Source organism: Natrinema sp. LJW11, from assembly GCF_056135975.1.
In genome coordinates, this window is sequence record NZ_JBWBDM010000006.1 from 155,444 (window position 1) to 175,095 (window position 19,652).

At 67.7% G+C, this 19,652-nt stretch carries 18 protein-coding genes; 5 read left to right on the forward strand and 13 right to left on the reverse strand.

Annotated elements, in window-relative coordinates; genetic code table 11:
* Positions 1-92: 92 nt before the first annotated feature.
* The 3 genes from AC0QDI_RS16825 to AC0QDI_RS16835 form a co-directional block, all read right to left on the reverse strand.
* On the reverse strand, positions 93-1,064 hold the full coding sequence (locus tag AC0QDI_RS16825) for a hypothetical protein (RefSeq protein ID WP_474670213.1): 972 nt from the start codon (positions 1,062-1,064) through the stop codon (positions 93-95).
* Positions 1,065-1,141: 77 nt separating this feature from the next.
* Positions 1,142-1,927: an SDR family oxidoreductase gene (locus AC0QDI_RS16830; RefSeq protein ID WP_474670215.1), complete on the reverse strand. Its 786-nt coding sequence runs from the start codon at positions 1,925-1,927 to the stop codon at positions 1,142-1,144.
* Positions 1,928-2,020: 93 nt separating this feature from the next.
* Positions 2,021-2,395 carry a CBS domain-containing protein gene (locus tag AC0QDI_RS16835; RefSeq protein WP_474670217.1) on the reverse strand — a complete coding sequence of 125 codons (375 nt, stop codon included), beginning with the start codon at positions 2,393-2,395 and terminating at the stop codon, positions 2,021-2,023.
* Positions 2,396-2,543: 148 nt separating this feature from the next.
* Between AC0QDI_RS16835 and AC0QDI_RS16840 the strand changes: the two genes are divergently transcribed.
* On the forward strand, positions 2,544-3,389 hold the full coding sequence (locus AC0QDI_RS16840) for an RNA ligase family protein (RefSeq protein ID WP_474670219.1): 846 nt from the start codon (positions 2,544-2,546) through the stop codon (positions 3,387-3,389).
* Positions 3,390-3,418: 29 nt separating this feature from the next.
* On the opposite strand, the gene AC0QDI_RS16845 is transcribed toward AC0QDI_RS16840, so the two are convergent.
* Complete coding sequence (locus tag AC0QDI_RS16845; protein ID WP_474670576.1) at positions 3,419-3,898, reverse strand: Tfx family DNA-binding protein; 480 nt, start codon at positions 3,896-3,898, stop codon at positions 3,419-3,421.
* A gap of 168 nt (positions 3,899-4,066) precedes the next feature.
* Positions 4,067-4,420: a hypothetical protein gene (locus tag AC0QDI_RS16850; RefSeq protein ID WP_474670578.1), complete on the reverse strand. Its 354-nt coding sequence runs from the start codon at positions 4,418-4,420 to the stop codon at positions 4,067-4,069.
* 104 nt (positions 4,421-4,524) lie between these two features.
* On the opposite strand from AC0QDI_RS16850, the gene AC0QDI_RS16855 reads away from it, so the two are divergent.
* Positions 4,525-5,478: an AAA family ATPase gene (locus AC0QDI_RS16855; RefSeq protein ID WP_474670221.1), complete on the forward strand. Its 954-nt coding sequence runs from the start codon at positions 4,525-4,527 to the stop codon at positions 5,476-5,478.
* 326 nt (positions 5,479-5,804) lie between these two features.
* Here AC0QDI_RS16855 and AC0QDI_RS16860 read toward each other — a convergent pair whose 3' ends face one another.
* From AC0QDI_RS16860 to AC0QDI_RS16885, 6 genes are all read right to left on the reverse strand, one after another.
* Positions 5,805-6,797 carry an MBL fold metallo-hydrolase gene (locus AC0QDI_RS16860; RefSeq protein ID WP_474670223.1) on the reverse strand — a complete coding sequence of 331 codons (993 nt, stop codon included), beginning with the start codon at positions 6,795-6,797 and terminating at the stop codon, positions 5,805-5,807.
* A gap of 89 nt (positions 6,798-6,886) precedes the next feature.
* A complete protein-coding gene (locus AC0QDI_RS16865) occupies positions 6,887-8,614 on the reverse strand; it encodes a DUF7519 family protein (protein ID WP_474670225.1) in 1,728 nt (575 codons plus the stop codon).
* On the reverse strand, positions 8,611-10,089 hold the full coding sequence (locus tag AC0QDI_RS16870) for a DUF58 domain-containing protein (protein WP_474670227.1): 1,479 nt from the start codon (positions 10,087-10,089) through the stop codon (positions 8,611-8,613). Before AC0QDI_RS16870 ends, AC0QDI_RS16865 begins: the two co-directional genes overlap by 4 nt.
* Positions 10,086-10,814 (reverse strand): DUF7269 family protein, encoded by a 729-nt coding sequence (locus AC0QDI_RS16875; protein ID WP_474670229.1) that lies wholly within the window; start codon positions 10,812-10,814, stop codon positions 10,086-10,088. Before AC0QDI_RS16875 ends, AC0QDI_RS16870 begins: the two co-directional genes overlap by 4 nt.
* Positions 10,807-12,474, reverse strand: a complete 1,668-nt coding sequence (locus AC0QDI_RS16880; protein ID WP_474670231.1) for a DUF4129 domain-containing protein — start codon at positions 12,472-12,474, stop codon at positions 10,807-10,809. Before AC0QDI_RS16880 ends, AC0QDI_RS16875 begins: the two co-directional genes overlap by 8 nt.
* A gap of 122 nt (positions 12,475-12,596) precedes the next feature.
* A complete protein-coding gene (locus AC0QDI_RS16885; RefSeq protein WP_474670233.1) occupies positions 12,597-13,097 on the reverse strand; it encodes a TRAM domain-containing protein in 501 nt (166 codons plus the stop codon).
* A 206-nt stretch (positions 13,098-13,303) separates the two neighbouring features.
* Between AC0QDI_RS16885 and AC0QDI_RS16890 the strand changes: the two genes are divergently transcribed.
* From AC0QDI_RS16890 to AC0QDI_RS16900, 3 genes are all read left to right on the forward strand, one after another.
* On the forward strand, positions 13,304-14,095 hold the full coding sequence (locus AC0QDI_RS16890; RefSeq protein ID WP_474670235.1) for an electron transfer flavoprotein subunit beta/FixA family protein: 792 nt from the start codon (positions 13,304-13,306) through the stop codon (positions 14,093-14,095).
* Positions 14,092-15,048 (forward strand): electron transfer flavoprotein subunit alpha/FixB family protein, encoded by a 957-nt coding sequence (locus tag AC0QDI_RS16895; RefSeq protein WP_474670237.1) that lies wholly within the window; start codon positions 14,092-14,094, stop codon positions 15,046-15,048. The genes AC0QDI_RS16890 and AC0QDI_RS16895 overlap by 4 nt, the downstream gene beginning before the upstream one ends.
* Before the next feature lie 207 nt (positions 15,049-15,255).
* The gene (locus AC0QDI_RS16900) at positions 15,256-16,098 is read left to right on the forward strand and encodes a polyprenyl synthetase family protein (RefSeq protein WP_474670239.1); all 843 of its coding nucleotides are present in this window, start codon (positions 15,256-15,258) and stop codon (positions 16,096-16,098) included.
* 45 nt (positions 16,099-16,143) lie between these two features.
* On the opposite strand, the gene AC0QDI_RS16905 is transcribed toward AC0QDI_RS16900, so the two are convergent.
* Together AC0QDI_RS16905 and AC0QDI_RS16910 are read right to left on the reverse strand one after the other, a co-directional pair.
* Positions 16,144-17,259, reverse strand: coding sequence for a DUF373 family protein (locus AC0QDI_RS16905; protein ID WP_474670241.1), 1,116 nt, complete (start codon positions 17,257-17,259; stop codon positions 16,144-16,146).
* Between the two features lie 186 nt (positions 17,260-17,445).
* Positions 17,446-19,521, reverse strand: coding sequence for a PAS domain S-box protein (locus AC0QDI_RS16910; RefSeq protein ID WP_474670243.1), 2,076 nt, complete (start codon positions 19,519-19,521; stop codon positions 17,446-17,448).
* Positions 19,522-19,652: the final 131 nt, after the last annotated feature.

Consider the following 19,652-nt stretch of genomic DNA (forward strand, 5'->3'; position numbering starts at 1 on the left):
TTCGAATCGTCGTCGGTCGGCCGACCGGGCGCGCCCGACGGAGGTCCCCGACTCGAGCAGCCACCGGACTCGAGCGTGACCGGAGACCACGTTCAACGGCTCGCAACGAAGCGATCGGCGCTCGAGCGGACGACGGCCGGTAGCTCCAACGCGCCGGCGAGCGCGAGACAGGAGACGAACGCGGTCGTCCCCAACTTGCCGCCCGCGCCGGCGAGGGCGGGTGCGACCGCGAGGTACACGAGCCCACAGACGAGGCCGGCACCCGCGACCTGCCCCGTGGTTTCCAACCGTTCGGCGCTCGACATTCCGACGAACGAGGCGCAGAAGGCGACCGCGGCCAGCGTCGGCCCCAGTTCCGGAAGGAGCCGCGGGAACCCGACGCCGGCGACGATCCCGACCGCGGCGGAAGCGACCACCGAACTCGTCTCGCCGCGAGTGCGGAGCAGGACGGTCGCGACCGCAGCGACGACGGCGACGGCGCCGATCGCGGGAGCGAGACCCCACTCGAGCGAGCGCCCGGCGGCGTAGTCGACGTCCGTCAGGAACACCGCCGAGAGACAGCCGAAGAGCGCGAGCGTGCCGTATTTGCCGCCGAAGCCGCCGAACGATTCGGCCGTCGCGACGAACGCGAGCCCGGCGACGAGTCCCGCCAGCGCGACCCCCTCGAGCGAGGGGAACACCGCCGGCGAGGCCATCCCGACGAACGATCCGCAGTAGGCCGCGCCGTCGATCCGCGGGAGTCCGAGGCCGACGACCAGCCCGACGAGCGCGGACGCGAGAACCGGGCCGAGATCGGCGTGGACGCTCAGCACGTAGGTGAGCACCGCCGCGGCCGGGACCGCGAGCGCGTCGGCGGCGTCCGTACGATCGAATCCGGTCGTATCGAACGTCCAGAGGCGGTGGCGCTCCGTCGCGGCGACGACGGTTCCCGCGAGAACGACCCCGAACTGGACGCTCACCAGTCCGGTCGGCGGGTCGGTCGGCGCACGAACGGCACCGAAGAGCAACGCGGCGGGCGTCACCACCAGCGCGAGGTATCCAGCGATCTGAGCCGGCCCGTACACACCCCGACTCGTCCGAGGGGAACCGAGAGTATTTCGATTCGAAATCGGACGAGTTGCCGGGCTGCGGTGCGACCGCCTCAGCTCCGCAACAGGCCGCCGTCGATCGGGATCTCGGCCCCGTTGACGAAGCTCGCGTGCGGACTCGAGAGGAAGGCGACGACGTCGCCGAGTTCGCGGGGCTCGCCGAGGCGGTCCATCGGAATGTCGCTCGCCAGTTCAGTCAGCCCCGCCTCGTAGTCCTCGTAGGTGCCCCGTTCGATGCCGGCCTCGACGAGTTCTTCGATCCGGGCCGTCTCGATCGTCCCCGGCAGGACCGCGTTGGCTCGAACGTCGGGAGCGAACTCCCGCGAGATCGTCTTGACGAGACCGATCACGCCCCGTCGGACCGAGTTCGAGAGCAGGAGGCCGTCCGCGACCTCCCGGACCGTTCGCGAGGTGATACACGTGATCGTCCCGTACTCGGACTCGAGGAGGTGCTCGTGGCTCTCCTCGATCGTCCAGACGACGCTCATCACCAGCAGGTCGTAGGCCCGATACCAGTCCTGTTCGTCGGTCTCGAGGAAGGTCGTACTCGGCGGGCCGCCCGAGGAGGTGACGAGGTGATCGATCCCCCCGAACGCGTCCACCGTCTCGCGGACGAGCCGGGAGACGTCGTCGGGGTCCGTGAGGTCGGCCTGAACAGCGAGCACGTCGCCCGCCGCCGTCGTTTCGAGTTCGTCGCGGGCGTCCTCGAGCCGATCCGCGTCCCGGCCACAGATCGCGACGTTCGCGCCCTCCTCGGCGAGCGCCTGCGCGCTCGCGAAGCCGAGGCCGCTCGAGGCGGCGGTCACCAGCGCCGAATTGCCGTCGAGTTCGAAGTCCATACCCCTGCCGACGGCCGGGGCGTACAAATCTCTCGGGGAGCCGGCAGGCGACCGAGACGCCGCCGTCGGTATCGATAGTCAGCCGATCAGTACCTACGAGAGGTGGGCGGTGACGTCGGTCGAGGAGACCATCCCGACGTAGTCGTCGTCGACGACCGGGAGGTGCTTGATACCGTACGTGGTCATCATCGCGGCGACCTCCTCCATGTAGAGGTCCGGCGCGGCGGTCTCGACGTCGGTCGTCATCACGTCGGCGACCCGCAACTCCGAGATGTCCCGGCCGTCAGCGACGGCGTCGAGGACATCCGTACTGCTGATAATCGCTCGCGGCGAGGTCCGAACGACCAGTGCGCTGATGTCCTTCTCGCGCATCCGCTGTGCCGCTTCCATTACCGTTTCGTCCTTCGAAATCGTCTCCAGCGGCGTCGACATCACGTCTTCGACGGTGACTCTGTCGTCGGGACTCATACCCGTAAACACGGACACGGAGGGTATGACGTTTTCCGTCGACTCGTCGATCGCGACTCGACGAGCGGTATCCTCCCGGTGAGCGGTTCCGAGAGACCAGGGGCCAACGGGGGATAAAAGACGGTGGAGCCACTCGAGGACGACACAGTTGAAGCGATACCCATCCATCCCGCGCGTCGAGAACGCGCCCCGCGAGCTCTTCGATGACGGGCATCTCTGGCTCCTCGAGAAAGTCGACGGGGCGAATTTTCGGTTTCGGTTGCAGCGGTCGGGGCTCGTCCGCTTCGGGGATCGAGACCGGTGGTTTTCGGATCCGGACGCGATTCCCGCCCCGTACCGCCACGCCGTCCGCCACGTTCGGGAGCGCCTCGATCGGGACGCGCTTCGACGCGCCGTCGACGACGTCGAGTCGATCGTCTTCGTCGGCGAGGCGATGCACCGGCACGCGATCGAGTACGAGTGGGACCGAACCCCGTCGGTTCTCGGGTTCGATATCTGGTCGGACGAGAACGGCGCGTTTTATCCGCCCGATACGACCGAACGGATCTTCGAACGGGTCGGGCTCCGGCCCGTGAACGCCGTCGAACGTGAGCGGCACACGCGAGATTTCGATCCGGAGTCGTACGCCGTCCCGCAGTCGAAGTGGTACGACGGACCCGCCGAAGGCGTCATCATCCGCAACAAACGGGGACAGCGGGCGAAGCTACTCCACCCCGCGCACCGAGACGACGAAGAAACGACTCCGGTCGACGCGTCCGCTCCGGAGCTGGCAGCGACGTACGCGACGCGACAACGGATGGAGAAAATCGCGAGACTACTCGAGGACAGCCAGCGGCCCGTGACCGTCGAGGCGGTCCACGAGCGCGTCCTCGAGGACATCGTTCGCGAAGCGCACGACCGGCTCTATCGCGGGAGCGGGACCGTCGAGACAGACCAGTTTCGATCGGAGGTCGGGCGGTCAGTCCGGCAGTTTCTCGACGAGCGGTACGAGTAGTCGCACGGGTTGCAGCGACGAGAGGCGGTTCAGTCGTGGTGTCGAACGCGAACCATTCCCTCCGAGGTCACCCCGACGATCAGCGGCGTCGATATCTGCCGGCCGGAGACGGCCGACCCCGCGGCGTCGCCGACGACTTTCATCAGATCCGGCGCGGTGTGGTCGACCTTGACGCCGGCCTCGTCGCAGGCGTCGTACACCATCTGCGGCACGTCGTAGAGGTCGGTCCCGGCGGGGACGCGAACCCGGACCGGCGCGCGAAGCGCCTCCGCGAAGGCGACGGTCTCGCGGGCCTTCGAAACGTTCTCGCGGGCGCTGGACTCGATCGAGGAGACGTTCGCTCGCGAGGTCCCCAGCGCCTCGGCGATGTCGGCCTGCGAGACGCCGCGTTCGCGCAACGCGAGCACCTGTGCCTGCCGGTAGGTCAGAACGCTGGTCTCCGGATCGAACCCGATCTCCTCGAGGAGTTCCTCGACGTCGTCGATCACGGCGGCTGCCCTCCCTCGAATCTGCAGGCTCGCGTGTGCATAGTACTATACTCTAGCATTCGGCGGGATCAAAGCTTCCCCGGTCTCAGCACCGAATGACTGCGGTCCCGGAACCGGTCCGTCACTCCCGTTCCGTCTCGGGGACGATCAGTTGTCAGCTGGGAACGAAGCGAACCGCGACGCCGGTCGTTAGTCGGCCGATTGGCCGGGTGCGGTGTACTCGGTTTCGGTCGGCGTCTCGGTCCCGGAGCGACGCGCCTGCCGGAGCAGCGAGCGGACGAATCGACCGGCGTTCGCGAGGCCGTCGTGGGGTCCCGGCGAGCGGTAGGAAACGATCAGCGACCACATGACCGCGACGCCGAACGAGCCGAGCGCGGAGAAGCGCATTCCCAGCGTCGCGTACGTGACGGCGTAGACCGCGCCGATCGTCATCGACGGCACGCTCGAGGCGAGCGGGATGTTCGCGGTCACGTCGCGCACCGTCGGTGCGAGGAAGACGATCGAGAGGACGCTACCGGCCAGGAAGATCAAGTCTTGCCACATCATACGCATTTCTAACTCGGTTATGAGTAAAAACTTCTCGGTATCGGCTCGGACTCGTCGTATCGGCCGAACCGTATATAACGGTCGGGAGACAGACCGCGAGCATGAACGTTTCCGCGGCCGCCGAGACGTGTCAGGACGTCCTCTCGGAGATCCAGACCGCAGTCATCGGCGACCAGCAGCGCTTCGAGACGATTCTCACGGCTATCGTCGGAGGGGGTCACGTCCTCCTCGAGGACGTGCCCGGGACCGGGAAGACCCTGACGGCGCGGACCCTAGCGACGGCGCTCGACCTCGAGTTCAAGCGCATCCAGTTCACGCCCGATCTGCTGCCTGCCGACATCACCGGCACCCACGTCTACGACGAGCGGGCCGGCGAGTTCGAGTTCGAGGAGGGACCGATCTTCGCGAACGTGGTGCTGGCCGACGAGATCAACCGCGCGCCGCCCAAGACCCAGGCCGCCCTGCTGGAAGCGATGGGCGAGAAACAGGTCTCGATCGGCGGCGAGACGCGCGAGCTCCCGGACCCGTTCTTCGTCATCGCGACGCAGAATCCCGTCGAGCAGGAGGGTACCTTCCCGCTGCCGGAAGCGCAGGTCGACCGCTTCATGGTCAAGACGACGATCGGGTACCCCGACCGCGACGGCGAGCTCGAACTCCTCGAGCGACGGGCGAACCGAGAGACACGGACGCCCGACGTCGGCAGCGTCGTCGACCGCGACGCGGTCCTCGATCTCCAGACCGTTCCCGAATCGATCGACGTCGACCCCGAGATTCGGGCGTACCTCGTCGACGTCTGTCGGGCGACTCGCGAGGACGAGCGCGTCGAGGTCGGAATCTCACCGCGCGGCCTCCAGCGACTGTTCGAGGCGAGTCGCGCTCAAGCGACGATCGCGGGCCGCGAGTACGTCGCTCCGGAGGACGTCCGCGCGGTCGTCCACCCCGTGCTGGACCACCGCATCGTCCTGACGACGGAGGCGGACGTCCGCGACGTCGATCCCCGCTCGATCGTCGAGGGCGCGCTGAACAGCGTGCCGGTTCCCTCGATGGGTGACTGAAGGACGAGAAGGGGAAACCACGTTTCACTCCGGACCGGCACCCAACGTTGCGGTGGCGCGCGCTGTGCCGCGGCGAACCGACAGGTGAGTCGCGGCCCGACGCTGCGCGAGGTCTTCGCGAACTTTGTGAGCGAATGGCTTGGAAGACGCTTCGCGTCTTCCAGTGGATGAGCGAACGCTAGTGAGCGAATCGGCTGGGGAGGGCGTGGCCATTCCCTGTCGCCACGATAGCAGGACGCTTCGCCGCACGAACTCCCATTAGCGCCTCCCATTCACACATCGAGTTCGTTAGTACGCGAAGAGGATCGACCGAGAATGGAGACGGCTCAGTACTCGAGGTCCCACCGCTCACCCTCGGTCGCAGCGAGCTCGTCGGAAACGCCGTCGGCGAGCCGGTACTTGCGTCCCTCGCGGACGACGGTCCCCTCGCGCTCCAAGTGCTCGAGGTGGGCGTAGGACTCGCCGGGACCGTGGAGGATGTGGATGCTGTCGAGTTCGCCGAACAGCTCAGCGCTGACGGTCCACGTATCACAGGGGCCCAATCGATCGAGGGCGTCGAGCACCCGCCAGGAGCGCTCCTCGTGGTGGTCGATGATGTACTGCGCCCGCCCGGTGGGATCGTCGATCGGATCGCGGTGGCCCGGCCACGCGCGGTCGTACTCCGCGTCGACCATCCCCCGCAGCGCGCGGAGGTACTTCTCGAGCGGCCGGTCGACGCGGACGTCCGCGCCGCCGACGTTCGGCGTGTACACCGGCAGGAGCGTATCGCCGGAGAAGACCACCCGCTCACCGTCGATCGTCGTCTCGAACATGCTGAGGCCGGCCGCGTGGCCGGGGGTGTGAACGACCTCGAGTTCGGTGCCGTCGACGGCAAACGTCTCGCCGTCCTCGAAGGGGGTGACGGTCGGCGTCTCGACGGTCGCCTCGTCGTGAACCGTCCGCTCGAGGAGGACCTCCTGCTTTGCCTCGGGCATCCCCCACTCCTCGAAGTAGCGCTTCTGGCGGTCGTACATCGCCTCCCAGGCCTCCTCGTCGCCCTCGATGAGCGCCGCGTCGGCGGCGTGTGCGTACACCTCGGCACCGCTTTCGGCCTGAATCTCGCCGGCCAGTCCGCAGTGGTCGTGGTGCCAGTGCGTGAGAAAGATCCGGTCCACGTCGGCGAGTTCGAGTTCCCGATCGGCGAACGCCGCCTCGAGCTGGTCGCGGGTCGCCGGCATCCAGTCGCCGGTATCGATCAGCACCGTTTCGGCTCCGTCCGCGAAGAGATAGGCGTTGTTGTCACCCTCGAACGCCGAGTTCGACAGCGAGATGCGTTCCATGCACCCACATCTCACGCGAACCGAGAAAACGTTGTCTGAAGCGGAAGGTACGGGTCGATGATCGATACGCCACCGGTGAGTCCCAGTCCCTACCCCCGAAGCGTCCACGTCACGAGGACGACCGCGAACAGTCCCGTCCCGACGGCGACGGCCGCGAGGGCCGGGTCGGTGATCGACACGTCGGTCACGCCCCACCGGGAGAGGGCGACCGTCCCGCCGGCGACGAGGCCGCCCGACAGCACCGTCCCGCCGACGTGGACGAGTTCCGCCCGCATCGTCGCCGCGTCGCGGCCGAGTTCCGTCCTGATTCCGTCCGCGTACTCGCCGACGTCCCAGAGGACGAACGCCGCCGCCGCCGTCCAGATCGCCGGCTCGAGCCGGCCGACGATCGCGAGGCCGATCGCCAGCGCGAACACCGAACCCGCGGCGAGCGCGGCGGCGATCCCCCGCCGGGGAAGCAGGCGGACCACTCGCAACATCGTCACCGTCCACAGCAGCGAGGAGAGCGAGCCCAGCGCGAGGATCAACACGATCGCCACCAGCACGAAGGCGGGAACCGAGGTGAGGAACTCGAGCACCGACGGCGGTGCCACCCCGCCGAGGCCCGTCGTCAGCACCCGCTGAATCTCGGCTTCGAGCGCCGAGCCGGCGAGCGCCCGCGCGAGCACGAGCGCGACGAGCGCCCCGCCGACGATCGGCGCGACTAATCGGGCGATCACGACGGCGGGGCCGCGACCGGCCGCGCGACGGGCCCGCTCGAGGACGAGGAGCGCGACCGCGATCGCCGCGAGGGCGAGCAGCACAACGCGGAGGTCGACGGTCGTGACGAGCGTCGCGACGGCGTCGCCGACCGGTGCCGGCAGCTCCGTCCGCAGGTCGGCCGGCGTCACCGCCGGTCCCCCGAGCCGATCGACGGCGAGCGGCGCGCCGACGGCCGCGATCACCAGCGCGAGCGCCCCCCGGATCGAGAGCGAACACCCCCGGCGAACGGCGTCGACGGCCGTCGCGAGCGCGTCGCGGCGATCCGGCGGGACGACCCGCTCGAGGGGCACCGCAGCGAGCGCGCGACTCGAGAGGACGGCTGCGACGAGCACCAGGCCGGCGAACGACACCACCGTCCACGGCTCCGGCGAGGTGACGAGAGCGGCCCAGAACTGCCCGACCGTATCCGTCACGGCCGCCGCGGCGCGAGCGCGGAGGTCGGCCCGCGGAACGATCGGCACGGCGGCGACGACGGCGACCCCGATCGCGGCGAGGGTCGTCCCCGTCGAACCGCGCCGAACGCCGCCGCGTCCGAATTGCTCCCACGAGACCAGGCCCGCGGCGAACGCGGCCACGACGAGCGACCAGACCGCCGCGCCGGCGATCAGCCCGACGCCGGACGAGGTCAGGGCGAGCGCGCCGGCGAGGAGGGCCGGCGACGAGACCAGAACGGCGGTCGGAACCGCGAGGATCCCGCCCAGACCGCGGACGAGCGGTCGCCGACTCGCCAGCAACGCGGTCGTCACCGCCGCCGCCAGTCCGGCACCGACCGCGAGCGCCGCCAACTCGAGACCGACCAGCGTCGCCCCGACCGCGAGACAGACGGTCAGCGTACAGCAGAGCATCGCCGCGTCGCTCGCCGTCGGTCGGCGCAGCGCCCGTCGAAGGCCGCGGATTCCCGACTCGAGGGTCTCCCTGCCGGTCTCGAGCGTAATCGCACGCCTCGAGTTCGATCCCGTTGCCGCTCCCGCTGATCCCGCTGCGGTCGAGTCGCGCGCGTTCGGACCTCCCCGACCGTCCCGGCCGGCCGAGCCGGTGATCGCGTCGCCCGTCACGGCGATCCGCCTCCGGCTCGGCCGGCACCGGCGCGAAACGCCCGCGCCAGATCGACCGAGAGCGGGTCCTCGAGGTGCCAGTCGACGACGGTCGCCCCGAGCCCGCGGAGCGCGTCGACCCGGTTGGCCCGCTGCAGGCCGGCGACCTGCATGCCGGTCGTGACCGTCGACGTGACGCCGGTCGTCACGTCGGGCGAGACGACCGTCACCGCCCGCCCGCGAGTTCGCAACGTCTCGACGAGATCGACCGCCCCCGCCTCCGACAGCGGCGTACAGAAGACGACCTGCGCGCGCCGGGGAAGCCGCCGCTCGAGATCGACCGCGAGCGAGCTCTCGTCGGATTGTGGATCCGACGAGGATCGGGAATCCGCCGTTCCACCCCCGTCCGCGATCGGCCGATCGGTCGCCGATCCCGGGGGCGAGGCCGCGCCCGATGACGACCGGGTCTCCGCGTCCTCGAGCGCGTCCTCGACGCGGCTTCGGGTGCCGGAGCCACCGCCGGGCTCGATCCAAGTGTCGCCGGAGAGGGTCACCAGCCCGGTTCGGTTGCCGTCCTCGAGCGAGGCGACGACGCCCCGGGAGGCGGCGTAGAGCGTCAAGTCGTAGGAATCCGGCCCGCCGCCGGGGGCGTCGCGATGCACCGACGCGCGGTCGTCGATCACGAACACGATCGTCACCGCCCGCTCCTCGCGGTATTCGACGGTCGCGAGGTCGCCCGTCCGGGCGAACCGGTGCCAGTCGATCCGGTTCATCGGATCGCCGCGGCGGTACTCCCGGGTCGAGAAGAACTCGACGCCGCTCCCGCCGTCGTCGGTCGGCGTCTGGCCGACGTACTGGATCGTCCGATCCTGGAACGGGAACGAGTCGAGCAGCGTCTCGCAGGTGAACCCGGTCTCGCCGGCGGGTTCGAACTCGTCGGTCGTCACCGCCGTCGCCGACAGCGACCGACAGCGGACCGTCGCCGTCCCGAACTCGTACTCTCCGCGCGGCGGCGTGAGTTCGTACTCGTGGGTGACGGTCTCACCGGGCCGAACGGCCGTCGCGAACGCGGGCGACCCGCTCGTCACCGGCACGTCCGCGGGCGGGTGATCGACGACGCGAACGTCCGACGCGACCCGATCGCTCTCGTTGGTCACCGACAGCGTCACCGTCACCGACCGGCCCGGCCGCACGCGGGCGTCCTCGAGCGCCCGCTCGAGGCGCAGGCCGGTACCAGAACTAGCAGAGCCGCCGCCCTCCGCGTCGGCGTCAACAGGAGCGTCGGGTTCATCGGGAGCGTCGGCGTCGGCATCCGCTTCGTCCTCGCCACCGCCGAGTGACGGGACCGAACTCACCTCCCCGACGAGGGCGAACCCGAGCGACACGACGCCGAGGAAGAGCAGAGACGGGAGGCCGAGCACGACCGCGAGCAGCGCGGTCACCAGCGTGACGACGAGCGCGCCGTGCCAGCGAGCCTGGCGGATCGCGTCCGTCACGCTGTGCCCTCCGCGTCGGCCGTCTCCGTCCGCTCGGTCGCCGACGTCGCCGCCGGTGGCGCGACCGACGGCGTCGACTGCACCCGATCGATCTCGTCGATCGCGTGCTCGAGGCTCCGGACGACCGGATCGGCCGCGCTCACGAGATCGAACAGCCAGAGCCACAGCGGCGTCGACGGACCGTTCGAGCCCCCGAGGAAGGCGGCCGCGCGGGGGTCGTCGGTCCACGAACCGGCCTCGATCGCGGCCATCGCGTCGTCCTCGGTCAGCCCCGCCCGATTCGCGTAGGCGGTCGCGGCGATGGGACGAAGCGACTCGACGAGCCGTTGGCGCGCGTCCTCGCGCGTCGACCGCGACTCGTCGTCGTACGCCGTGGCCAGTTCGAGCCACCGATCGAACGGTTCGCCGACGATCCGCTGGCGCGCGGCCCGATCGTCGAACCGAGACGAATCGAGACCCGAACCGGCTGTCGATTCGACCAGCGGCGACGTCGTCGAGGGCCGAAGTCGGCCGGCGATCCCCAGCGTCGGTGCGAACACCACGAGCACGAGCGCCATCGCCAGCACGACGAGCGCGGGATCGAGCGCCGAGAGCACGGCCTCGAGTTCGGGCACCCGCTCGAGTACCAGCGCCGGACGGACGGCCATCGCCGCGCCGATGGCGAGCAGCGCCGCCGCGAAGACGGTAACGATCGCGAGCCCGGTGGTCGATGGCGATCTACTCATCGGCGTCACCCCCCGCGTCCGCTCTTTTTCTTCCCGTTTTCGTTCCAGTTCCCGACCCGGTTTCCGTTCCAGTTCCCGTCGTTCCCGACGAGTCGGTCCCGTCGGCATCCGCTTCGTCGCTCGGTTCGATCGCCTCGCGGAGCCGATCGTGTGCGGTCTCGGTCCGCTCGAGGTAGGCGTTCGGATCGCGGTCGCCGTACTCCACGTCGCGGAACGAGTCGGTGATCGTCTCGACCGGTTCACCGGGCGCCCCGGCGTCGGTCGCGCTCCGGGCGACGTCTCCGGGGGTCGCGGTCGCGACGCGAGTTCGATACATCGGCGACGCGTCGATCACGCTCTCGAACGCTCGCCGGATGCGTTCGCGAGCGCCGGTCTGTGCGTCGACGGCCGCGTCGGTATCGGTCGCCTCTTCAGCACCGCCGAACAGCGACGTCGACACCGACGAGCCGACCTCCCGGACGTGCGTCCGCGCCGAGCGGATCGCGTCCGTAATCGCCGCGAGAACGAGCCTCGGCAGGTCCGCGATCGAGCGCAGACCGGCCACTGCGGCCAGCGCCCGCTCGAGGGCCTGTGAACAGGCGACGACTCCCGCCAGCGCGAGCGAAACGAGTCGCCCCGGGATCGAGAGCAGCGTGCCGATCGGATCGTCGCGCGTGTAGAACACGTAGCCGACGATCAGCGCGGCGATCGCCACGAGGCCGGCCGTCACCGCGCGATCGGAGACGCCGGGAACGGAGTCCGTCAGCGACGAGTCGTCGCCGCCGGCTTCGTCGCCGTCCGAGTCGTCCGAGCCGCTCCCGCCGTCCGCTTCGCCCCCCTCGGCACCAGTGTCGGACCCGTCCTCGCCTCGCGCGGCGGCCGTCTGTCCGTCTGCCCCGCCGGCTTCTCCCTCGCTGGTCGATTGACCGTCGTCCGTCCCCCCGCTACCCGAGCCCGTTTCACCGCCTCCGTCGGTCGAATCCGCCCCGCTCGAGCCGTCGGTCGAATCGGTTCCATCCGAGCCGTCGGTCGATCCTGTTCCGTCGGTCCCGTCCGTCGATCCCGTCTCGCCTGACCCCTCAGCCGAATCGGTCCCGTCGGAGCCATCGGTCGAGCCGGTTCCATCAGAGCCCTCAGTCGATCCTGTCTCGCCCGAACTATCAGTCGCTCCATCGGACCCGTCAGCCGAACCGGTTTCACCCGAACCGTCAGTCGATCCCGTCTCGCCAGAGCCATCGGTTGAACCGGTCTCACCCGATCCGTCCGTCGAACCCGTCTCGCCGGACGTTCCGTCCGGTTGCGTTTCACCGTCACCGCTCCCCTCGAGATCCGACATCGAGGCGTCGCCGACGTCGGGACGAGGCTGAGTCCCCGCGGAGCCGCCCAGCAGATTGCTGAGTAGACCGCCGAAAAACGGACTGTCCGCGAGACCGGCCAGGAGATCCGAATCCAGTCCCGACGTGCCGCTCGAACCGGACGCGGCGCTGCCGGTGGCGGGCGCCGATGACGCGGTCGTTTCACTGGACACCTGTCCGTCTGTCGCACCCTCGAAAACCCCGCTCGCCGGCGAGTCCGACGCGAGGGTGGGCAACGCCCCCGCTGCGAGAACCAGTCCACCGATCGCACAGACGAGCGCGATGACCGAGAGTAACTGACGGCCACTGCGAGATCCACTCCCCATCGATTACCGTACAGTAAACAGAATCGATACTTACATCTTGTTGCCATCCGACCGAGTATCGCCCGAACGGGTCCGGACTCCGTGAGAATCCACCGCGTCGACTGTCCACTCGAGGCGGTGAGTTACGAGCCCCAGAAGTTATCGCGGCTGCCGAGTCGCTCGCGCTGCGGGCCGCCACCATCGTCGGCCGCACCGGTTTCGTCGTCGGTGGCAGCATCGTCTTCCATCTCCGCGTCCTCCTCTGCGTCTGCGTCCGCACCCGCCGCTTCAGCCTCGTCGTCGTCGGGATCCATCGGCAGTATCTCCAGCTCCTCCGCTCGTGCGTGATTGCTGTGTACGCGGGTAATCTCGACTCGAGCGCGGGCTTCCGGCAAGATGCCGTCGACCATGACGATGAACCCGTCCTCGGTTCGGCCGACGCCGGCGCCGCTTTCGTGCATGTCGACGACGTCGATGACGACTTCCTCGCCCGATTTGACCGGCTGGGTCTTGAGATCGTCGATCGGCTGATTGTAGTGGTTGCACCACTCCTTGCCACCCCGGTCACCGTAGTGTTGACATCCCATTCCCGATATCCGTTCGGAGAATTCCGGGCAGTCATCGGCGAGTGGACAGTCTGCCATGAACGGCACTACCAGCGGTGGCGTTAAACCGTTTCCGTCTTCCGGACCGCGAACGAGAGAGGGGGAAACGGTGGAAACTGACGGTCCAAGAGTTGACTGCAGAGATAACGGATTATGAAAGAAGTTCGAAATTTGGTAACTGAACGGATTTTGGGTGACGGGCGGTTTCGAAAAGGTTTACGGTATGGACGTAGCAGTGATGGATGATGAAAATTCTCGTTACGGTCAAAGAGGTAGCGACCGTCGAAGACGAGTTCGAAATCGAGGGAACCGAAATCGCTGACCAGTACCTCGGTGCCGATCTCAATGAGTGGGACGACTACGCGATCGAAGAGGCCGTCCAGCTTCAGGAAGACGGTATCGCCGACGAAGTCGTGACGGTCACGATCGGCCCGGAAGAGTGCGAACAGACCATCCGACAGGCCCTCGCGAAGGGCGCCGACCGCGCCGTCCGCGTCTGGGACGACTCGCTCGAGGGCGTCGACCTGCTCGACGTCAACGCCAAAACGGAGATCCTCAGCGCCGTCATCGAGGAGGAAGATCCCGACCTCGTGCTCACCGGCGTTCAGGCCGGCGACGACAGCTTCGCCGCGACCGGCGTCTCCGTCGCCGAGAACATCGGCTTCCAGTGGGGCGCCGTCGTCAACCACCTCGAGCACGACCTCGACGACGGGGTCGCCTCGGTCCGACGCGAGCTCGAGGGCGGTGTCGAGGAGCTCACCGAACTCGAGCTGCCGGCCGTGTTGACGATCCAGACGGGGATCAACGAGCCCCGCTACGCCAGCCTCCGCGGTATTCGGCAGGCACAGCGAAAGGAGCTCGACGTCAAGGCCCTCGCCGACATCGGCGTCGACGAGGCGACCATCGAATCGGAACTCACCATGACGGCCATGTACGAGCCCGAAAGCGAGAGCGACGCGACGTTCTGGGAGGGCAGCGCCGAGGAGACCGCCTCGGAGCTGGGTGAACTCCTCCGCGACAAGGGGGTGGCACAATGACGGACGTCCTCGCGGTCACCGACCACCGCCGCGGCGAACTGCGCGACGTCAGCTACGAGATCATCACCGCCGGTCGCCAACTCGCCGACGAAACCGGCGGCGACCTCCACCTCGCGGTCATCAGCGGCACCGTCGACGACTTCGCCGACAAGCTCAATCGCGACGGCGTCGACGCCATTCACACCGTCTCCCACGGCGAGGAGTTCAACCACGACGTCTACACGCAGGCGATCACGCAGCTCTACGACGAACTCGCCCCGCAGTACGTCCTGACGCCCAACAGCGTCAACGGGCTCGACTACGCGCCCGCCGTCGCGAACCAGCTCGATCTCCCCGTCGTCACCGACACGATCGACCTCGAGACGAACGGCGAGACGCTCGTCGCCACCCGCGAGATGTACGGCGGCAAGGTCGAGACGACCAACGAACTCGAGGGCGACGCGGTCGTCACGATCCGCAGCGCCGAGTGGCCCCAGGCCGAAGGCACCGGCGACGCTGCGATCGACGCTTTCGACGCCGACATCGACGAGGACGCCATCGGTTCGACGGTCAGCGGCTTCGAAGAGGTCGGCGGCGGCGACGTCGACATCAGTGAGGCCGAACTCCTCGTCTCGATCGGCCGCGGCATCGAAGAAGAGGAGAACCTCGACCTGATCCGCGATCTGGCGGACGCACTCGGCGCGACGCTCTCTTCCTCGCGTCCGATCGTCGACAACGGCTGGCTGCCCAAGAACCGTCAGGTCGGCCAGTCGGGGAAGGTCGTCACGCCCGACGTCTACGTCGCCATCGGTATCTCCGGTGCAGTCCAGCACGTCGCCGGCATGAAGGGCTCCGATACGATCGTCGCGATCAACACCGACCCCAACGCGCCGATCATGGATATCGCCGACTACGCGATCGTCGACGACCTCTTCGACATCGTCCCCGAACTCATCGAGGAGTTCGAAGGGTAAGCGATTGTACCGCGAGCGAACGACGTGAGCGAGCGATCTTCCTCGTGAACGGAGTGAACGAGGGCTCGGAAGAACGGAGTTCTTCCGGTGTTTTTGGTCCAGGTTTTTTGCGTGAGTGGTCGCGAACAGCGTGAGCGACCCGGGCGGAAAAAGGTGATCCGTGGGCGATCCGTTAGCTACTTTTCCACCGCATCCTAAGCCCGGGTGATGGAACTGCTGGAGCGCCGACGGGCGCTGATCGAGACGCGTCTCGTCGAGGTGGTCGAGGGGGTCGAGCCCGAGACGCTCTCCGAGGAAGTTCGCCACGTCGCGCTCTCCGGGGGAAAGCGCGTCCGACCGATGGTGACGCTGCTGGCCTGCGAAACCGTCGGCGGACGTGCCGAGGACGCCGTGGAGTTCGGCGTCGGGATCGAACTCGTGCACACGGCGTCGCTGGTCGTCGACGACATCATCGACCGCTCCGAACTGCGACGCGGAACGACCAGCGCCTGGGCCGAGTTCGGCCACGGCCCGGCGATCATCACGAGCGACGGGCTACTGGGCGAGGCGTTCGCGCTCTTTTCCGCCGATCCGGACGCGACTCGGGTCGTCGCCGACGCCATGGTCGAACTCGGCGTCGGCGAAGCGACCGAACTGTCGGCCGAACCCGCAAACGAAGACGAGTACATGACCCTCGCTCGGCGCAAGACCGGCGCGCTGTTTCGAGCCGCGGCGGAACTCGGCGCGATCGCCGCCGACTCCGATCCCGTTACCGTCGACGCGCTCGGCGAGTACGCCGAACGGGTCGGCGTCGCCTTCCAGATCAGGGACGACGTGTTAGACGCCGTCGCCGATCCGGAGGCGCTTGGCAAACCGACCGGCCACGACGCCGCCCTCGAGCGACCGTCGGTCGTCCAGGTGACCAACCTCACGCCCCAGGAAGCGAACGATCGCGCGCGTCGCGAAGCCGATCGGGCGATCGACGCGTTGGATCGGGTCGAGGTCGCCGATCCCGACGCGCGGGAGTACCTGTTCGAGCTGGCGGAGTTCGTCGTCGATCGCGAACGCTGAGGACGGCATCGTCACAGACGGCCCGCGACGAGAGTCGACGCGCAGTTAGACTCGCTCGGCCCCTCGCGTCCCCTCCTCTCGATCCGAGTCGGAAAACCGCGATTCCGCGACGGCGAACGTGAGCGTGCTCACGATTCCCAGCAGCGTTCCCGCCGTCAGCGCCGCCGCGAGGTAGGCGATTTCGACGTCGTCGAGGAAGAACGCGCTCACCGCGTGGAGAACGACCGCGATCGAGAGCACGTAAAACGGCGCGTTGAGGTATCGCCACTCGAGCGAACCCGCGATGTACTCGTCGGTGATCTGGCCGAGACTGGTGGTCAGCCCCGCGGCGGCGAACCAGTGGATCGAGCCGTAGACGAGCGCGGCGAGCATCACGGGGACTCCGAGGTCACCGGACGTCGATCGACGGACCGACTCGAGCGAGTCCATCCCGCTGACGCCACCGAGGACGAACAACGCGGCGGCGACGACGTACGCGAGGAGGGTCGTTCGTCCGGCGTACAGCGAGCGTCGGGCGCGTTCGACGGTCGCGTCCAGCCGGTCGCCGAGGCCGAGCCCGCGCGAGATGAGATAGAGTCCGAGCAGCGCCGAGGTCGACCCCAGCACGAACCCCGGCAGGTTCAGGAACGTCCCGATCAGCGCGAGCGGATAGATCAACAGCAGGATTCCCAGCGGAATGAGCACCGTTCCGCGCGTTTCGGGGTCGTTCAGCACTTGCTTGATCGTGTAGTACATCGACTCTAAGTTCTGGGCCTGTCGAACGACGACCCGCCGGACGCCGTCGATGGGGACCCGCGAGCGGATGATCGGAATGACGGATTCGTCTTGGGCGCCGTCAGTGACGACGAGCGCGGTGACGTCCTCCCCGGTCGAGAGGCTCGCGAGAACGGTATCGACCTCGTCGCCGACCTCCCGGTTGGCGCTGACGTCGCCCTGGTCGTTACCGGTGACGACGGCGACCTCGACGCTCTCGTCGCGCTCGGTGAGGTCATCGTAGACGTGCAACCCCTGGAAAATGACGTTGACGTCCGAATCCTCCGGGTCGGCGGTCGCGAGGGCGACAGCCGCTTCCTCGACGGGCTCGCGACCGATAACCGGCGTCGAGAAGCCGGTCTTGCGGCCGAGGTCGTCGTCGAGGTCGACACAGAGGACCAGCAGCATCGGCTTGTGGTTGCACGCCGCGGTATTTCCGTCTTCTGGGACGGAGAACGGATCGGTCGGTCGACGCGAACCCGTCCGTCGATCAATCAACGGGAGAACCGTAGCCGACTAACAGGTTGGTGAATAGCGGTCGGGCGAACGGCGATCGGGGCGACCGACGGCCGAGACGAACCGTGTCCGGTCGACTCAGGGAGTGCCGTCAGTCTCGGTTTCAGCATCGATCGCAGGTCCGGCGTCAGCGTCGGCAGTAGCGGTTCTGACGCCATCGATATCGAACCGCGCGCCGCCGGACGACCCGTCTCGAGCCGTGATCGACCAGTCGTGAGCCGTCGCGATCCCGTCGACGATCGCCAGCCCGAGTCCGGTTCCGTCCGCCTCGGTCGTATACCCGAACCCGAACAGCGACTCGCGATCGGCCGGCAGCCCCGGCCCCGTATCCTCGACGTAAAATCCGTTCGGACGCGTCTCGTTGCCGGTAGAGTGATCGGCCGCCTCGAGCGAGCCGACGGTGACGACGGGTTCGGCCTCGTCGTGGTCGCCGTCCGTCTCGTGTTCCTCGGTGTCGTTAGCGCGAGAGCCGCGTTGGTCGTCTGTCGAGCGATGCTCGACGGCATCCCGACGAGCTTGCGAGTCAGGGTTCGTGGAACTGTGTTCCACGGCGTCCTGCTGAGCGTGCGAAGCAGGATTCGTCGAGCTATGCTCGACGGCATTTCGAAACAGGTTCTCGAGCAGCGTTCGAATCCTCGCTTCGTCACCGTAGATCTCGATATCCGTGTCGATCTCGAGGCGGGCGTCGCCGGTATCGACGGTCGACCACGCCTCCCGAGCCGCCGATGCGAGCGGGAACCACTCCTGTTCGCCGATCATCTTCCCCTGGCGGGCCAGTTCGAGCAGTCCGTCGACGAGTTCCTCCATCCGCGACAGCGACCACTGGATTTTGTCGACGTGTTGGCTGTCGGTCCGCTCGTCGATCAGTTCGAGGTGCCCCTGGGCGACGTTCAGCGGATTCCGCAGGTCGTGGCTCACGAGGCTGGTAAACTCCTCCAGTCGGTCGTTCTGGCGCTCGAGTTCGCGCCGGTAGTGACGCCGCCGGGTGGTGTCGCGGATCGCGTGGATCGTTCCGGTGAACTCCCCGTCCTCGAGCGGGAGGAGCGTGGTGTGGACATCGTGGATGAGCTCCGCACCGTCGGCCGAGTGAAACCGGACCTGATACTTCGCTCGGTCGCTATCGGTCGTCGAGGAGAGGAGTTGCCGTACCTCCTCGGCGTACTCGGTCATCACCTGCTCGTCGTAGTAGCCGCGGTCGACGAGTTCGGGGAACGGCATTCCGAGTAGCGCCGCCTTGTCCTCGGCGAACGCGTCGGCGAACTCGTCGTTACACCAGCCGATCGACCCGTCCGCGTCGAGGATGAAGAGGGCGGTCGGTGCGAGTTCGATAACTCGTTCGTACTGCGCGAGTTCGCGTTCGCGTCGCTTCCTCGACGTGACGTCGCGGATGACCGCCGTCGAGCCGGCAAACTCGCCGGTATCCTCGGTGATGACGGACACGTTGGCCTCGTAGACGCGCCGCTCGTCGGTGGGGGTCTCGAGGGCGCATTCGAAGTAGTCCGACTCTCCGCCCTCGGAACGCAGTTGGTGAACGGTCTTGACACCGCGCTCGAACGAAGCTCTGCTGATGAACGTCGAAATGTGGCCGCCCACGACCGCGTCGCGGTCGGCGTCGAGGAGATCGCAAAACGCGTCGTTTGCGATAGTCACGCGCCCCACATCGTCGAGGACGTACATCGCATCGGAGGCCGTCTCGACGAGCACGCGGTACTGCTCAAGTTCGCGTTCGCTCTCGCGTCGCGCCCGGTCGGCACGGCGTTTCTCGACGGCGTTTTCGATTCGGTTCGCCAGCACGGTGTACTGATCGCTGGTCCCCTTCTGGAGGTAGTCGGTGACGCCCGCCGAAATCGCTTCGCTCGCGATCGATTCGGATCCCTTTCCGGTAAACAGAATGAACGGCATCGTCGGATCGCGCTCTCGGACCGCCGCGAGCAACTCGAGACCGTCCATGTCGGGCATCTCGTAGTCGCTAACGACGCAGTCGACATCGCGACCGGACTCAGCGTTGCCGTCGTCGAAGACGGCAAGCCCGTCCCGACCACTTCGCGCGACCCTCACGTGGATATCGTCGGTGCGACGCTCGAGGACGGTGGCGGTTAGCTCGCGGCTGTCTGAGTCGTCGTCGACACAGAGAACGTGGATTCCGCCAGTCATCAGATACCCTTCATTAGAGGCGATGCGTATAATAGTGTATGGCCGATCACATCCGCGCTACCCACCGCACCCACGAGATAAACTAACGGGGCACAGCGACGCTGGGGATTCGCACTGCTTTTGAGGCTCGG